Origin of the sequence: Peribacillus sp. FSL R5-0717 (genome assembly GCF_038002945.1) — a bacterium.
Taxonomy (GTDB): Bacteria; Bacillota; Bacilli; order Bacillales; family DSM-1321; genus Peribacillus; species Peribacillus frigoritolerans.
Genome location: NZ_JBBOOF010000001.1, coordinates 3,644,301 through 3,659,032 on the forward strand (window position 1 = coordinate 3,644,301; position 14,732 = coordinate 3,659,032).

The window sequence follows — 14,732 nt, forward strand, 5'->3', positions numbered from 1 at the left end:
AATATTTAAATAAGGGACTTAATTGTTTCTAACACAAGCTAATAATATATGAAAAGAAGCTACAATTATAAGTTTATTAATAGCGGGAAATGGGCACACCATGAGTCACATATTTCAAATAAAATACGATTAAAAGGAGAGTTTAAAAGATGGGTTATCCTAAAGATTTATTAGCAAGCAGATCAATAATTGAGCACGGTAAATATGCGTTAATTGCACCTGAAGGATTGGTTAATAATGTTATTCCGGGATTTGAGAATTGTATCATTTCCATTTTGGGTTCTCCAAAGCTTGGAGCAAGTTTTGTCGATTACATTGTGACAATGCAAAAGGATGGAAAGAACAGCGAGGGGTTTGGTGGACAAGAAGATGTTGAGACATTTGTCTATGTTATTGAAGGGAAAATAAAAGCTGCTGCAGGTGAACAAGAGTTTGTCCTCGATGAAAGCGGTTATTTATATTGTCCGCCAGGAACAAAGATGTATTTAGAAAACCAATCGGATGGAGATTCTAAACTATTCCTATATAAGCAAAAGTATCGTCCGCTTGAAGGACGGAGGCCATGGGTTCATTCAAACCATGCGAACAACATCGAATTCAGGATTTATGATGATATGCATAATGTCCATCTTAAGGATCTTTTGCCTGCTGATATAGATTTTGATATGAATTTTCATATTCTTTCCTTTGATCCTGCTGCATCTCATCCATTCATCGAAACACATGTGCAAGAACATGGAGCCTACTTACTCTCGGGAGAAGGGATGTATAACCTGGATAATCAGTGGGTTCCTGTAAAGAAAGGAGATTACATTTTTATGGGTCCATATGTACATCAAGCAGCCTATGCGGTAGGCAGAGAAAGTTTAACATATGTTTACTCTAAAGATTGTAATCGTGATGCATCCTTGTAAAAGGTCACATCATATAGAAGAAATGAGTAGATGACAACTTCAAGAGATTTAATGCGGGCAGAATTGTATTTTAGGGAGATCCGGTAAGTGTAATTCAAAACCATTAAATATAAAAGAGGTGCTGAGGTATGGACCAGAATGTAATTTTGAACAAAAAGTCGATAATAGAGGAAAGAGTTTTTGAAATCGATAAAATAGCAAAATTCGATTCTAATGCACCACAAAAAAATTATTTCTATGAAACGGATAAAACTGTTGGGGCAGTTTGGTGTCTTGAACCTGAGCAGGAAGTATATTTACATTCCCATTCGAATGTTGATGATATTTGGGTCTGCATTGAGGGGGAAGGAACATACTTCCCTGACCTAGAGAATGAGATCACGATCAGAAAAGGAATGGTAGTATTGGCCAAGCCTAATCAAATTCATGGAATGCGAAATACAGGAAACAGCCGATTCATGTTTGTAGGCTTTGCTGCAGGGGCATTGCCTATGGATATAACAAGATATTAAAAAAATGCTAAGTTTATTAAACATTACAAAATAATTTAAGTTTCTTCTTTTAAAAAACAAAAAAGTGATTAAGGCGAAGCGATTGTAATGAAGACAGCGCTTCGCTTATATTTTTATTTATAAAAAGTGATGATTTTGTAATTTCTTCGATTGGCTTCCTTAAAAACTAGCAAACAGATTTTATTAAAATCCAGAAATCGGAAATGGTGATGATTAAGATGAAACAGCAAGGAGTTACTGTAACATTATTCTCCTCTTTACAGTGGCTTTTTTTTATTTTTGCCAATACGGTTGTCGTACCAATTTCTGTAGGAGCAGCATTCCAGCTTCCTACAGAAACAATTGAAATGACGATAAGGTGCTCCTTTATCTTTACCGGAATATCCTGTATTCTGCAGGCATGGGTTGGGCATCGTTATCCATTATTGGACAGCCATTCAGGGCTAATGTGGGGTCTGATGATAAATATGGGCATCTCTGCATCTGCACTCGGATTGGATTTTGCAACCGTAGGGGGAGGAATTGCAACAGGTATTTTGCTGGCTGGAGCTGTAACCGTACTGCTAGCGGCATTTAACCTGATTTATATCATACAAAAAGTAATTAAGCCGATGGTGATAAGTGTTTATATATTTTTACTGACCTTTCAGCTCATCTTTATTTTCTTCAAAGGTATGTTTAAAATAACCGAAAGTGGAACAATTGATCTCCCTGTCAGTTTGTTTTCAATCTTTATTGTCATCTTCGTCGGCTTTTTAAGGATTAAAGGAGGGAAAATACTAGGCAATTTTTCAATTCTGATCGGAATTATCGTAGGGTGGTCATTATATCGAATTATTTTCCCTTCAGATCTTCCGACGGCTAGCTCTTCAGGTATGGCATTCACTTTCTTTCCCCTTGGAACTCCAAACTTGAATATTGGTATTATTTTTGTTTCCTTTTTTGCTGTCCTTCTGAATTTAACGAATTCTTTCGCTTCTATTCAAGCTGTTGCAGATGTTTACAAGGAAAAGGTGGAACATAGTCAATACAGGAGATCTATTTTTGTAACAGGTATTTTTGCGTTTATCACTTCGATTTTTGGCTTGGTCCCTTTTACACCATTTACATCTACGATAGGTTTTTTACAAAGTACCAAGTTATTCAAACGAAAGCCATTCATTATAAGCGGATTTTTGTTTATTCTCCTTGGAGTTATTCCGTCATTAGGGAGATTCTTAGGAACAATACCATTAACAATAGGTAACGCTGTTTTATTTGTCGCATACCTTCAATTGTTCGGGACCGCATTAAACAGTCTGAAAGGAACGTTATTCAACTCTGAAACGATACTCCGTTTAGCAGGACCGGTCCTAGTTGGAGTTAGCATTATGAACATCCCGCCAGCATTATTCGGCAGTATACCTGTCCTCTTGCAGCCTTTCATTACAAATGGTCTCATTATGGGTGTCATTATATCGATCTTTTTAGAGAAATTCATTAATTGGAATAAATTAATGAATAAGTTGGAGGTCGGGCAGTAACCGATCTATCTACCTGGAAATGGAAACACAAAGTGATTATTTTTAAAAAATGGGCCTTCATTTTGCGAGTGAAGAAAAAAAAGGTGTCCATACCATACTTACTATATTTGACATCTCTAACGATAAACTTGAAATTGATTATAAGAAAACAAAACAATAAATTTGAGAACTGGAAATCGAAAACAAACTAAGTATTGAACCCGTTCAAAGGGAGGAGAGATCACCTGGTTTAAGAAAATTATCTCGGCGTATGCCGGGAGTCAAACTAATTTTTAGAGGAGGAATACATCATGGGAGAATATGTGAAAGTAGGTAATCTTCAAGTGGCTTCGGTACTTTTTGAATTTATCAATAAAGATGGGCTGCCTGGAAGCGGACTGAATCAGGAACAATTTTGGGTTGATTTTGAAAAATTGGTGCATGACATGTCTCCAAAAAACAAAAAATTATTGGCTCGTCGTGATGAAATTCAAACCAAAATCAATACATGGCACAGAGAAAATAAAGAGATGGACTTTGCTGAATATAAAACATTTTTACAAGAAATTGGCTATCTCGAACCTGAAGGAGAAGACTTTCATATTACCACAGAAGGGGTAGATGATGAAATTGCCTTCCAAGCCGGTCCGCAGCTAGTTGTCCCGGTTGATAATGCTCGTTATGCTATTAACGCTTCAAATGCAAGGTGGGGAAGCCTTTATAATGCCCTATATGGTACAGATGTTATTAGCGAAAAAGAAGGAGCCTACCGAGAAGGGAGCTACAATGAAGTACGCGGTGGAGAAGTCATTTCATTTGCAAAGGATTTTCTTGATCAAGTAACTCCTTTAAAGGATCATTCACATAAAGACGCTGTGAAATATACAGTAGTAGATGGGAAATTAGCTGTTACACTCAGAAATGGAGAAATTACGAGTTTAGTAGAGGAATCTAAGCTAGTTGGCAATCAAGGTGAATACGGAAATCCATCGGCGATATTATTAAAAAATAATGGGTTGCATTTTGAAATTCAGATTGATAGAAGTCATCCGATCGGTAAAAAAGATAAAGCAGGCGTTAAGGACATTCTAATGGAATCTACCCTTACGACCATTATGGATTGTGAGGATTCTGTTGCGGCAGTGGATGCTGATGATAAAGTCCTGGTCTATCGAAATTGGTTAGGTCTTATGAGGGGGGATCTGGCTGTAACTTTCAAAAAGGATAATAAAATGCTGACACGTACAATGAACCCGGATCGTTTATACAGAGCACCAAATGGAGAAGAATTCTCTTTACCTGGTCGTTCACTTATGTTTGTCCGTAACGTGGGACATTTAATGACGACAAACGCAGTCCTGAATACAAATGGTGAGGAGATTCCTGAAGGGATTATGGATACAGTCATGACTAGTTTACTTGCCAAACATTCCTTGTTGGGGAATGGTAAATATCAAAATTCATCTAAAGGATCAGTTTATATCGTTAAGCCAAAAATGCATGGATCCGAAGAGGTGGCTTTTGCCAATGAGCTCTTTGATCGTGTGGAAGACATGCTTGGTCTACAGCGAAATACACTGAAAATTGGTGTTATGGACGAAGAACGTCGAACTTCATTGAACTTGAAAGCTTGTATCCGCCAAGTTAAAGAAAGGGTGGCATTTATTAATACAGGGTTCTTAGATCGAACGGGAGACGAAATTCATACTTCTATGGAAGCTGGACCTATGATCCTCAAAAATAACATGAAAGGATCAAAATGGCTACAAGGTTATGAAAAATCGAATGTCAATGTAGGGCTAGCAACCGGTTTTCAAGGTCGAGCTCAAATTGGTAAGGGAATGTGGGCAATCCCTGATATGATGGCGGAAATGCTAACGCAAAAGATTGGCCATCTGAAAGCGGGGGCGAATACAGCATGGGTGCCTTCACCGACTGCAGCGACATTGCATGCTCTTCATTATCATCAAGTGGATGTAAAAAAGGTGCAAGATGAGTTGAAAAAGAATCCAGTAAATTTACGTGATGATATTTTGGAAATCCCGGTGGCTCAAAACCCCGAATGGAGTCCGGAAGAAATTCAGCAAGAGCTGGATAACAATGCTCAAGGTATCCTCGGTTATGTTGTACGTTGGGTAGAACAAGGAATTGGTTGTTCCAAAGTACCAGATATCAACAATGTTGGGTTGATGGAAGACCGTGCCACACTAAGAATTTCGAGTCAGCATATCGCTAACTGGCTTCACCACGGAATTTGTACAAAAGGACAGGTTTTGGAGACTTTACAACGAATGGCTAAAGTAGTGGATGAACAAAACCGTGGAGATTCAGCCTATCAATGTATCGCGGATAATTACGACAGCTCAGTGGCGTTTCAAGCGGCATGCGACCTAGTGTTTCAAGGCTATAACCAACCAAGTGGGTATACTGAGCCTATCCTGCATCGACGACGCATTGAAGCGAAGGAAAATAAGTGTAAACATTAAGTGATTTCTGGGGCATCAGACTAACCAGGATGCAATGTTATTAAATTCATGAGGCTCAGCATAGTGTCATATCTTAACTTCTACCAGTAATTCATACGGGGCTTCGGATTAAAATAAGTGATTAATCGATAAAATGGGGAACAAGTGATCACGATTACTTGTTCCCCATTTTGGTCTTATTCTTTATAAAAAAAGCAAATAAAACATATGTGAATTAGATGTAACAAGATTAGACATCATCTTTTTAGGTTCCCAGTCCATCAAAAGTTAATTTGGCCGGCATAAGTAGAACTAGTATCTTATTTATCAAAAAATACTAGTCAATATGATGAGGAGCTGACTATAACAAAAGTTCTTTTGATCATAGAAATCTGTATATATACACATTATTGGTTGTCTTTCAGTTGGTTATTTTGCACAAAAAAGCATCGAAATACTAACAGAATTGTCAATGAAGTTAAATGCGAAAGCAAGTAAAATAATAGATGAGATAAATTTTGTGAATGTTCATGACATCAAAGGCTATTGCGAAGGGAAACGATATGATGGGCAATCAAAACGAAAAATTAATAGATGAAAAGGATGATGTTGCGTTCGATGATAGAAGGGTTAGCATTTTTCGGGGCAACAGAGAGTAATGGAGTGACCCGGATATTATATTCCAAGGAAAGGATGAGCACTAGCAGGCAATGAAAGCTGAGGATGGGAAAAAACTTACTACATATTTTGATAGTGTATGCTTTAGAAGGTCCCTCCGGTGGAATCAATCTGACCAGTTCCCATATGGAAACGGACAAGGATGGGGCGTCACCGCCTTTATACGGTGAAAATCATTGGTAAGAGTGATCATGCGGGCACCACTCCCATTCATAAAGGAAGGATGCTGTCGTCTGGCTTCCGAATTCAATGTTCCGAATGGCATCGGAGAGGAAGAGGTTTTTGAAAGGTTTTGTAAGGACATTTTCAACTCTCGATTCCCTGGCAAAGAAAGCGGAAATGAAATTGGGGTTTCACAATCGATGGATGTCAAACCTGTTGCGATGGATATGGATCAGGGAATCGGATTTTTGAATGAAATACTTTATAAAATAGCCTATTGAAGGAGTTGGTAAAAATGGCATATACAGAATTGAATGTACCGATGAGAACGATCATGACACCAGGACCGGTCGAAGTTGACCCGCGTGTTTTAAGGGCGATGAGCACACCGATATTAGGGCAATTCGATCCTGCATTCACCACTATCATGAATGAAGTGATGGAAATGCTGCGTTTGGTTTTTCAAACGAAAAATAAATGGGCGTTCCCGATAGATGGCACCTCAAGATCCGGTAATGAAGCGATTCTATGCAGCATCATTGAGCCGGGGGATAAGGTCCTGGTTCCTATATTCGGAAGGTTCGGTCATTTATTGGTGGAAATCTGTGAGCGATACGGAGCTGAAGTCCATACGATGGAATGTCCTTGGGGAGAAGTGTTCGAACCGCAAGCAGTCATTGCGGAAATCAAGAAAGTCTCCCCAAAAATAACAGCAATCGTGCATGGGGAAACCTCCACTGGTTGTATGCAGCCTTTGAAGGAAATCGGGCGGGCCTGCCGTGAATTGGGTGTCCTTCTTGTTGTGGATGCGGTTGCCTCCATCGGGGGCACCGATGTTAAGGTGGATGAATGGTGTATTGATGGATTGATAGGAGGGACACAAAAATGCTTGTCCGTTCCTTCTGGTATGGCACCGATTACGTATAATGAGCGAATAGAAGAAATCATCCAGTCCCGCAAAAAGGTGGAACGTGGTATTGCCACAGATGAAGACAACCAACAGGTTTCGCTCAGCCGTCCGATCGCCAGTAACTATTTCGATTTAAGCATGCTGCAGGATTATTGGGGACCGCGTCGTTTGAATCATCATACAGAAGCAACTTCCATGATTTATGCGTTACGTGAAGGATTGCGCCTTGTGCTCGAAGAAGGTCTGGAAACGCGCTTTGCCCGTCATGAACTCCACGAAGCTGCTCTCGTTGAAGGGATCATGGCAATGGGACTAATGTTATTCGGGGATGGGAAAAACAAACTTCCGTGTGTAACTTGCATTGAAATTCCAAAAGGAATCGATGGTGAAGCTGTAAGAGACATGCTGTTGAATGAATTTGGCATCGAAATCGCTTCCTCATTTGGTCCGCTTCACGGGAAAATCTGGAGAATAGGGACTATGGGATTCAGTTGCAGGAAAGAAAACATCCTGTTTGTATTGGCCTCCTTGGAAGCTGTCCTATTGCGCCAGGGGTTCCAAGTTAATCGGGGAGAGGCTTTGCAGGCTGCGCTTGATGTATATGTAGGAAAGAAGGAGGAAATGGTAGCATCACAAAGGTCTCATTGATTAATGGATGTCCATGTGCATTTCAGTAACCTGGCCATGGCCATTGGGAAGGCATAGAGGGAAAATCGCTTATCAGACGGATGGGATAAGTGAACGGGAGTGCGGGAAGTCGTTAATAGTGATAGATTCCAGAATTGCGGTCAATAACTAAAAGAAGGGTTATAAAATAGGGGAGGGGGATTCCAATCGGGAATCCCCTTTTTTTTTCGTACGTATCCCTGGAAAATCAAGGGAGAGGAAACCGGACTTATGGATTGCATGTCCGCTTTCAAACGTTACTTATTCAACTTGGTCGACGAAATATTGATTTTTCCTGAATACCATCGCTTCCATGGTTGCAATCAATTCCCTTTCATTTAACACGTCTATTTTATACCAGGCCAGTTTATGGTTTTTCTTGATCTCTTCAGCTCTGGCAGTTAAAGTCTCACCCCGTTTGCCAGCTGATAAGAAATTGATGTTGTTTGAAACGCCAACCGCTACTTTGCCATATGAATTGCTGGCTGCTGCGAACACGTAATCTGCAAGTGAAAAGATAATGGCACCATGAACCGTTCCGTGGCTATTTAGCATGTGGTCACTTGGAATCAATTCTGCTTCCGCTGTGCCGGGACCGAGTTTCGTCAATCTCATTCCTAGAAAAGAAGCATATGGTTCGTCGACCAGTATTTGTTTGATTTGATCGTAATGCAATTCGTGAATATCCTTATCTAAATGTGCGGTCATGGAAATCCCCCTTTTTAATGGTCTTTTGCTGAACTTATCCCAGATCCGGTGTTTGATTTGAACAGTACTTCAGCAAACCTGTTTTCCTCATCTTTTGCCTTTGACAAGATTGTGCCTAAATAAGCTCCAATAAAGCCGAGCGGCACGGTGAAAATGGTCGGGTTGCTCATCGTGAAGAGGGGATCGCCCGTGAAAATCCCCATTCCAGGTTCCGGATTCCATACATTGGGGCTAAGCATGACCAGTATGATGGAGCTGAGTAACCCGAATGACATTCCTGTGATCGCTCCGGTTGAGTTGAAACGTTTCCAATATATTGTGCAAAGGATGATCGGTAAATTGGCACTGGCAGCAATCCCAAGCGCGAGGACTGAAAGAAAAGCGACATTCATTGATTGTGCGAATAAAGCAAGTAGAATCGAAATGACCGCTACGCCGACAGAAGCCAATCGAGCAACGAGTACTTGCTGTTTTCCCGTAATATTTCCATCCTTGATGATTTCACCATATATATCATGTGCAAAAGCGGATGCCGACGTTAAAACAAGGCCTGATACAACCGCTAAAATCGTGGCAAATGCTACAGCAGAAACGAATGCGAATAAAAATTCACCGCCTATGGTTATTGCAAGTAGCGGAGCGGCCATGTTTCCAGCTGGGTTTGCATCGACGATCCGCTCAAACCCGACGAAAGATGCAGCCCCGAAACCAAGGAAAATCGTCATGATGAAAAATACCCCTATAAACCATGTGGAATATACGACGGATTTCCTTGCAGTAGCTGCGTCCTTTACTGTAAAGAAGCGGACGAGTAAATGCGGAAGGCCGGCTGCTCCAAGGACAAGCGACATATTGAATGAAATCATGTCGAGTCCATCGGTGTATTTATTTCCTGGATCCAAAAAATCCTTTCCAAGCGGTGTTGCAGTTTGGACATGATGAAACATCTCTGAAATGTTGAAATTAAAACGCGAAAATACGATGAACGTCAACACGGCAGAACCGCCTAGCAAGAGCACTGCTTTGGTGATCTGCACCCAGCTTGTCGCTGTCATCCCTCCGAAAATCACATAAATCGTCATCAGTACACCGACAAGCAGAACGGATAGCCAATAATCGATGCCGAGCAAGAGTTTAATTAATCCTCCTGCACCGACAAGTTGGGCAATCATGTAAAAGATTGAAATGACAAGTGTGTTAGCCGCAGCTATCCCTCGCACTTTTTTTGATTTGAAGCGTGCTGAAATCATATCTGCCAGCGTAAACTTACCTAGATTGCGTAGTGGTTCCGACACTAGATACAATAAGACAAGAAAGGCAACAAGGTTCCCGATGCTCATGTAAAAGCCATCAAAACCAATAAGTGCGATTGCCCCCGTAATTCCGAGGAAAGATGCGGCTGACATAAAGTCACCTGCCACGGCCAATCCATTCTGCCATGCTGTCAATCCGCCGCCGGCCGTATAAAAATCACTGGCATTTTTCGTCTTCTTAGAAGAGTAATAGGTTATAGTAAGCGTTAACAAGATGATGCCCAAAAAAAGCGTGAGGGATAAAATGCTCATTCGCCAAGCTCCTTCTCATATTTATTCAAGATTTGTTTCGACATCTTGTCGTACTTCGCTGCTTTTTTTATATAGACGATTCCCCCTATCCATACGACGGCAAATTGGAGGAGTGCGTATACCCAAGCCCAAGTAATATGGAAGAAGGCTTCGCCTATCAACACTTCGCTATAAGCAGCTAAAATTGGCAGAACAAAATAAAAAGCAAGAAAGAAGAGAGTGACAGGTACGATGAAAGCTTTTTTCCTTTGGATTAGTTCCTTGAATTCTTCCGTTTCAATTAATTGACGATACTTATTTCCTCTGTCATGTCCTGATGGTGAATGCCCAGTTTTAGCCTGTGATTCCATAGTAAGCCCCCTTTTAATATAGTACGTTTTTAAAACGAGTGTTTGATAAAATGATATATCATTGTTAAAATTAACATAGTCTGAAAATTTAGTAAATTAGTATTTTGTCTATTCAGTCATTTTGTCTGAATTATAAAAACATGATTGACAACGTAGAAATGACGTATTAATCTTGAACTAAATCATAACAGTAATTTATTCTCCGTTTTATTACTGTTATGAATGTCGGTGGGACAATAGTAAAATTGAGGGGGACTGAAAAAATGTACAATCCGGAAGTTGAAACGGCTTCGCGTGCTGAAATGGAAAGTTTACAAATGGCACGCCTTAAAAAAACGATTAGCCATGTTTATGAAAATGTACCTTATTACAGAGAAAAGTTTAGGGAGATGGGCCTGGAACCAGAAGATATTCAAACTCTAAACGATGTGATAAAGCTTCCCTTTACAAAAAAACAGACGCTTCGTGATCAGTATCCATTCGGTTTATTTGCCGTTCCGATGGAGGATGTAACACGCATTCATGGTTCATCCGGAACGAGCGGAAAGCCTACAATTGTCGGGTATACGAAAAATGATTTGGAAATCTGGGCAACAATCGTCGCACGTGGAATTGTAGCTGCAGGAGGCCGCAAGTCAGATATTTTCCATAACGCATATGGATATGGTCTGTTTACAGGGGGCCTGGGCTTGCATTGTGGAGCAGAAAAGCTAGGAGTTGCGACAGTACCCATTTCAGGGGGGAATACCGATAGGCAGATTACGATCATCAATGACTTTAAACCGCGAGGCATTTGCGGAACCCCTACTTATATTTTGAATATCGCTGAAAAGATGGAAGAGATGGGAATTGATCCTGCTGATAATGGGCTTGAGTACGGGATTTTCGGAGCTGAGCCATGGTCGGAGGCAATGAGGGCAACACTTGAGAGGAAACTGAAATTGAAAGCCATCGATATTTACGGATTGAGTGAAATCATGGGGCCGGGAGTTGCGATTGAATGTCATGAAGCACAGGATGGACTGCATATCGCAGAAGACCATTTTCTTGTCGAGGTCATTAACCCGGACACGCTTGAACCGGTTGAGGACGGCGAAGATGGGGAACTTGTATTCACAAGCCTTACAAAGGAAGCGCTTCCAATCATTCGTTACCGTACAGGGGACATCGCCTCAATTACACATGAACCGTGTAAATGCGGGCGTACGACAACCAGAATGTCCCGTGTTAAGGGCAGAACGGATGATATGATCATAGTTAGGGGAGTGAATGTATTTCCATCTGAAATAGAGCGTGTGTTATTCCAAATGGAGGGAATTGTGCCGCACTATCAGATTCATCTCGTTAAGAAGGGAAATATGGATGGTGTTGAATTGCACATTGAAATTGAAAGCGGTTTCTACCAAGAGATTGAAGAAGACTTAACGCATGGGAATGTAGATAGATTAAGGAAAACGATTCAGCATCATTTGAAATCCGCATGTCTTGTCACGATGGATATTGTTGTCAACATCCCAAAAAGCATTCCCCGTTCAGAAGGAAAAGCGATTCGTGTCGTTGATAAGCGGAAGGATGAAGTCATTCGTTTGTAAATTCCATGCTCATGAATATGGATGTTGAAACCGGACGATTCTGTCGTTCAGTTCTTTCCAGCTGAAGTATCGATTGGAATAAGTGGAGCTGAAGAAATCGAACAAGTAAACGCCATACATAAAAGCGGATGCAATCGTGTTTAAATATGGGTTTATCTCTTAATGGAAGAGAAGATGGAGCCAATCATGAAATGGAGAAGGAGGAGGGCCTCTTGTCAAAATATACAGTTGTGGATCAAGAAACCTGCAGGGCAAGCGGTGCCGCTGCACCTGAAATCTTTGATTACAATGATGAGGGAGTGGCATTTGTCATCCTGGATGAAAATGAAGGAACTGCAGAGGTCCCGGAAGGTTTCTTTGATGATTTGGGTGATGCGGTGGAGGGTTGTCCGACAGATTCTATCAAAGTGGAAACTTCGCCCTTTAAAGTTTTAGTGGATTAAAAGATTCAAAGAAACCCAGAAAATTTCCTTTTATTTTAAAAAAAGACAGAATAGTCTTGCATTAAGTATAACAGTAAAATATAATAACGTTATATAAACGTTATATTTGAAAAATGAGGTGATTTGGATGAACGTTCTTTTAAATGATATGGCAGGGGAAGAAAAGCTAAATCAATTCATTGCCAGAATCGAAGCGGGAGAAAAGATAGAGGCGGATGATTGGATGCCGGAAGAATACCGGGGCACTTTAATCAAATTAATATCTATGCATGGAATCAGTGAAATCATGGGGGCGCTTCCAGAAAAGGAATGGGTACCTAAAGCCCCGTCTTTAAATAGGAAACTTGGAATCATGGCAAAGGTGCAGGATGAAATGGGGCATGGGCAATTATTGCTTCGCGTCGCCGAGGATTTGCTAAAGCCTTACAGTAAAAAACGGGATGACCTCATGCGAGATTTGTTTAAAGGAGATTTAAAGTTTCATAATGTTTTCCATATGGAAGCCAAATCATGGGGCGATGCTGGATTGATTGGCTGGCTGGTTGATGGTGCAGCCATCATTTCCCAGACGAACATGCTTGGCGCCTCATACGGGCCTTATGCCCGGGCATTACAGAGGATTTGCGCGGAAGAAGTTTTTCACGCGCAGCATGGTGAAGCGATAATCATGGCTTTGGCTGAAGGGACGGAAGAACAAAGGAAATTGGTTCAAGACTCCATCAATTATTGGTGGGAATCTTTATTACTTTTCTTTGGACCTCCCAGTAAGAATGAAGTGGGCACATCCAAACAGGATATAACGATTAAGTACAAAATAAGAACCAGTACGAATGAAGAACTTCGACAAGCTTTTTTTTCCAAATATGTGAAGCGGATCCTTTCGCTTGGCTTCAGCATTCCAGATGAAACGCTTAGGTTTGACAAAGAGTCAGAAAACTGGATTTACCAACAACCCGATTGGGGGAAATTGAAGGTGTTCGCAAGGAATGAAGGTCCCCGTTCGCAGGATCGCTTAAGTCTTCGAAGAAATTCTTATGAAAAAAATAAATGGGTACGCGAAGCATTGGCTCCAAAGGTCATTTAAGGGAGGGGGAAGGACGATATGGAAACTAGACAAGGAAATTACTTTGAAGAATTTGAAGTATTCAGCCGTAAAACGCAATCATCACCCGTTCAATACCACTTTAGCCTGCTCGCCCCGAATGAGGATATTGCCATCATGATGGCACAAGAAAATTTCATGAGACGTGAAGCGGTTGATGATATCTGGGTCGTGAAAAGACGGAATATACGGAAAATGACGGCCGAGGAAAAGAAAACGCTTCAACGTATCGATAATAAAGACTACAGGACCACAAAAGGGTACGGGTATTTAAAGAAAAAATGGCGGAAGTATGAGCAGGGAATGCTCGATGAAAAAGAGATAATGTCCTGGGCTGGAGGTGTGAAAAATGAGGAATGAATCATTGAAGGACATCGCAATCAAGGAATTGCTGCTTCAACTGGCAGACGATGACTTCATCCATTCATACCGTGGTGCAGAATGGTTGGGACTCGCACCGCATATCGAAGAAGATGTTGCATCCGCCTCGATATCCCAAGACACGATGGGGCATGCAGCCATTTATTATAAGTTACTTGATGAACTCGGTGAAGGGGATGCGGATAAGCTGGCTCATGACCGTCCCGCCAAGGAACGGCGCAATGCGATCATTCTCGAATTGGTCAATGGTCCTGGTCATTATATGAAAGACCCGGATTATGATTGGGCGTTTGCGGTAGTGCGGAATTATTTTTATACCCAAGCCAAAGCGATTAAGGTTCAATCCCTTCATTCATGTTCATATGAACCGCTTGCTGAAGTGGCACAAAAGGTACAGATGGAACTTTACTATCATTTGATGCACTGGAAAACCTGGTTCGTCCAATTGCTGGGATCTGGTCACTTGGAAGCGGTTTCGAGAATGAAAGCGGCGATCGGTAAAACAATGCCCGATTTTGCTGGCGTATTTTCACTTGGACAATATGGGGAGGAAATGGTGGAGCTCGGCTTGATAGAGGGCGAAGCTGTTTTACAGAAAAAATGGATCGAGGCCATCACACCAATTTTTGAAAGTGTCGGCTTGGCAGCAACGATTCAAATAGGGATGGCAAGAGGTGATGGCCGCAATGGCCAGCATACGGAAGATTTGGAAAAGGCGCTAGAAACGTTAAGCGAAGTATACGCAAGCGATAAAGCAGCTTCATGGTGAATCAATAAAAAGG

14 protein-coding genes are annotated in these 14,732 nt (G+C 41.2%); 11 read left to right on the forward strand and 3 right to left on the reverse strand.

Annotation, left to right across the window (positions count from 1 at the left end):
• Nucleotides 1-149: 149 nt before the first annotated feature.
• The 6 genes from allE to NYE65_RS17580 all read left to right on the forward strand — a co-directional run bounded on the left by allE (nucleotide 150) and on the right by NYE65_RS17580 (nucleotide 7,791).
• Nucleotides 150-914, forward strand: a complete 765-nt coding sequence (gene allE, locus NYE65_RS17555; protein WP_063577190.1) for a (S)-ureidoglycine aminohydrolase — start codon at nucleotides 150-152, stop codon at nucleotides 912-914.
• Nucleotides 915-1,042: 128 nt separating this feature from the next.
• Nucleotides 1,043-1,426 carry a cupin domain-containing protein gene (locus tag NYE65_RS17560; RefSeq protein WP_194719361.1) on the forward strand — a complete coding sequence of 128 codons (384 nt, stop codon included), beginning with the start codon at nucleotides 1,043-1,045 and terminating at the stop codon, nucleotides 1,424-1,426.
• Between the two features lie 218 nt (nucleotides 1,427-1,644).
• Nucleotides 1,645-2,949: a uracil/xanthine transporter gene (locus NYE65_RS17565; protein ID WP_340861357.1), complete on the forward strand. Its 1,305-nt coding sequence runs from the start codon at nucleotides 1,645-1,647 to the stop codon at nucleotides 2,947-2,949.
• Between the two features lie 290 nt (nucleotides 2,950-3,239).
• Nucleotides 3,240-5,414, forward strand: a complete 2,175-nt coding sequence (locus tag NYE65_RS17570) for a malate synthase G (RefSeq protein WP_340861358.1) — start codon at nucleotides 3,240-3,242, stop codon at nucleotides 5,412-5,414.
• A gap of 833 nt (nucleotides 5,415-6,247) precedes the next feature.
• Nucleotides 6,248-6,514 (forward strand): hypothetical protein, encoded by a 267-nt coding sequence (locus NYE65_RS17575; protein ID WP_340861359.1) that lies wholly within the window; start codon nucleotides 6,248-6,250, stop codon nucleotides 6,512-6,514.
• Nucleotides 6,515-6,528: 14 nt separating this feature from the next.
• Nucleotides 6,529-7,791 carry a pyridoxal-phosphate-dependent aminotransferase family protein gene (locus NYE65_RS17580; protein ID WP_340861360.1) on the forward strand — a complete coding sequence of 421 codons (1,263 nt, stop codon included), beginning with the start codon at nucleotides 6,529-6,531 and terminating at the stop codon, nucleotides 7,789-7,791.
• 279 nt (nucleotides 7,792-8,070) lie between these two features.
• On the opposite strand, the gene NYE65_RS17585 is transcribed toward NYE65_RS17580, so the two are convergent.
• From NYE65_RS17585 to NYE65_RS17595, 3 genes are read right to left on the reverse strand one after another with little or no spacing between them, the layout of a single operon-like run.
• A complete protein-coding gene (locus tag NYE65_RS17585; RefSeq protein WP_328176142.1) occupies nucleotides 8,071-8,517 on the reverse strand; it encodes a PaaI family thioesterase in 447 nt (148 codons plus the stop codon).
• Between the two features lie 14 nt (nucleotides 8,518-8,531).
• Complete coding sequence (locus NYE65_RS17590) at nucleotides 8,532-10,082, reverse strand: solute symporter family protein (RefSeq protein ID WP_340861361.1); 1,551 nt, start codon at nucleotides 10,080-10,082, stop codon at nucleotides 8,532-8,534.
• The gene (locus tag NYE65_RS17595; protein WP_340861362.1) at nucleotides 10,079-10,432 is read right to left on the reverse strand and encodes a DUF485 domain-containing protein; all 354 of its coding nucleotides are present in this window, start codon (nucleotides 10,430-10,432) and stop codon (nucleotides 10,079-10,081) included. Before NYE65_RS17595 ends, NYE65_RS17590 begins: the two co-directional genes overlap by 4 nt.
• Before the next feature lie 263 nt (nucleotides 10,433-10,695).
• Between NYE65_RS17595 and NYE65_RS17600 the strand changes: the two genes are divergently transcribed.
• The 5 genes from NYE65_RS17600 (at nucleotide 10,696) to paaC (ending at nucleotide 14,719) form a co-directional block, all read left to right on the forward strand.
• Nucleotides 10,696-12,024 carry a phenylacetate--CoA ligase family protein gene (locus NYE65_RS17600; protein ID WP_340861363.1) on the forward strand — a complete coding sequence of 443 codons (1,329 nt, stop codon included), beginning with the start codon at nucleotides 10,696-10,698 and terminating at the stop codon, nucleotides 12,022-12,024.
• A 212-nt stretch (nucleotides 12,025-12,236) separates the two neighbouring features.
• Nucleotides 12,237-12,467, forward strand: coding sequence for a ferredoxin (locus tag NYE65_RS17605; protein ID WP_340861364.1), 231 nt, complete (start codon nucleotides 12,237-12,239; stop codon nucleotides 12,465-12,467).
• A gap of 127 nt (nucleotides 12,468-12,594) precedes the next feature.
• Nucleotides 12,595-13,551: a 1,2-phenylacetyl-CoA epoxidase subunit PaaA gene (gene paaA, locus NYE65_RS17610; RefSeq protein WP_340861365.1), complete on the forward strand. Its 957-nt coding sequence runs from the start codon at nucleotides 12,595-12,597 to the stop codon at nucleotides 13,549-13,551.
• A gap of 18 nt (nucleotides 13,552-13,569) precedes the next feature.
• The gene (gene paaB / locus NYE65_RS17615; protein WP_034314912.1) at nucleotides 13,570-13,929 is read left to right on the forward strand and encodes a 1,2-phenylacetyl-CoA epoxidase subunit PaaB; all 360 of its coding nucleotides are present in this window, start codon (nucleotides 13,570-13,572) and stop codon (nucleotides 13,927-13,929) included.
• The gene (gene paaC / locus NYE65_RS17620; RefSeq protein ID WP_057275713.1) at nucleotides 13,919-14,719 is read left to right on the forward strand and encodes a 1,2-phenylacetyl-CoA epoxidase subunit PaaC; all 801 of its coding nucleotides are present in this window, start codon (nucleotides 13,919-13,921) and stop codon (nucleotides 14,717-14,719) included. The genes paaB and paaC overlap by 11 nt, the downstream gene beginning before the upstream one ends.
• The last annotated feature ends 13 nt before the right edge of the window (nucleotides 14,720-14,732 follow it).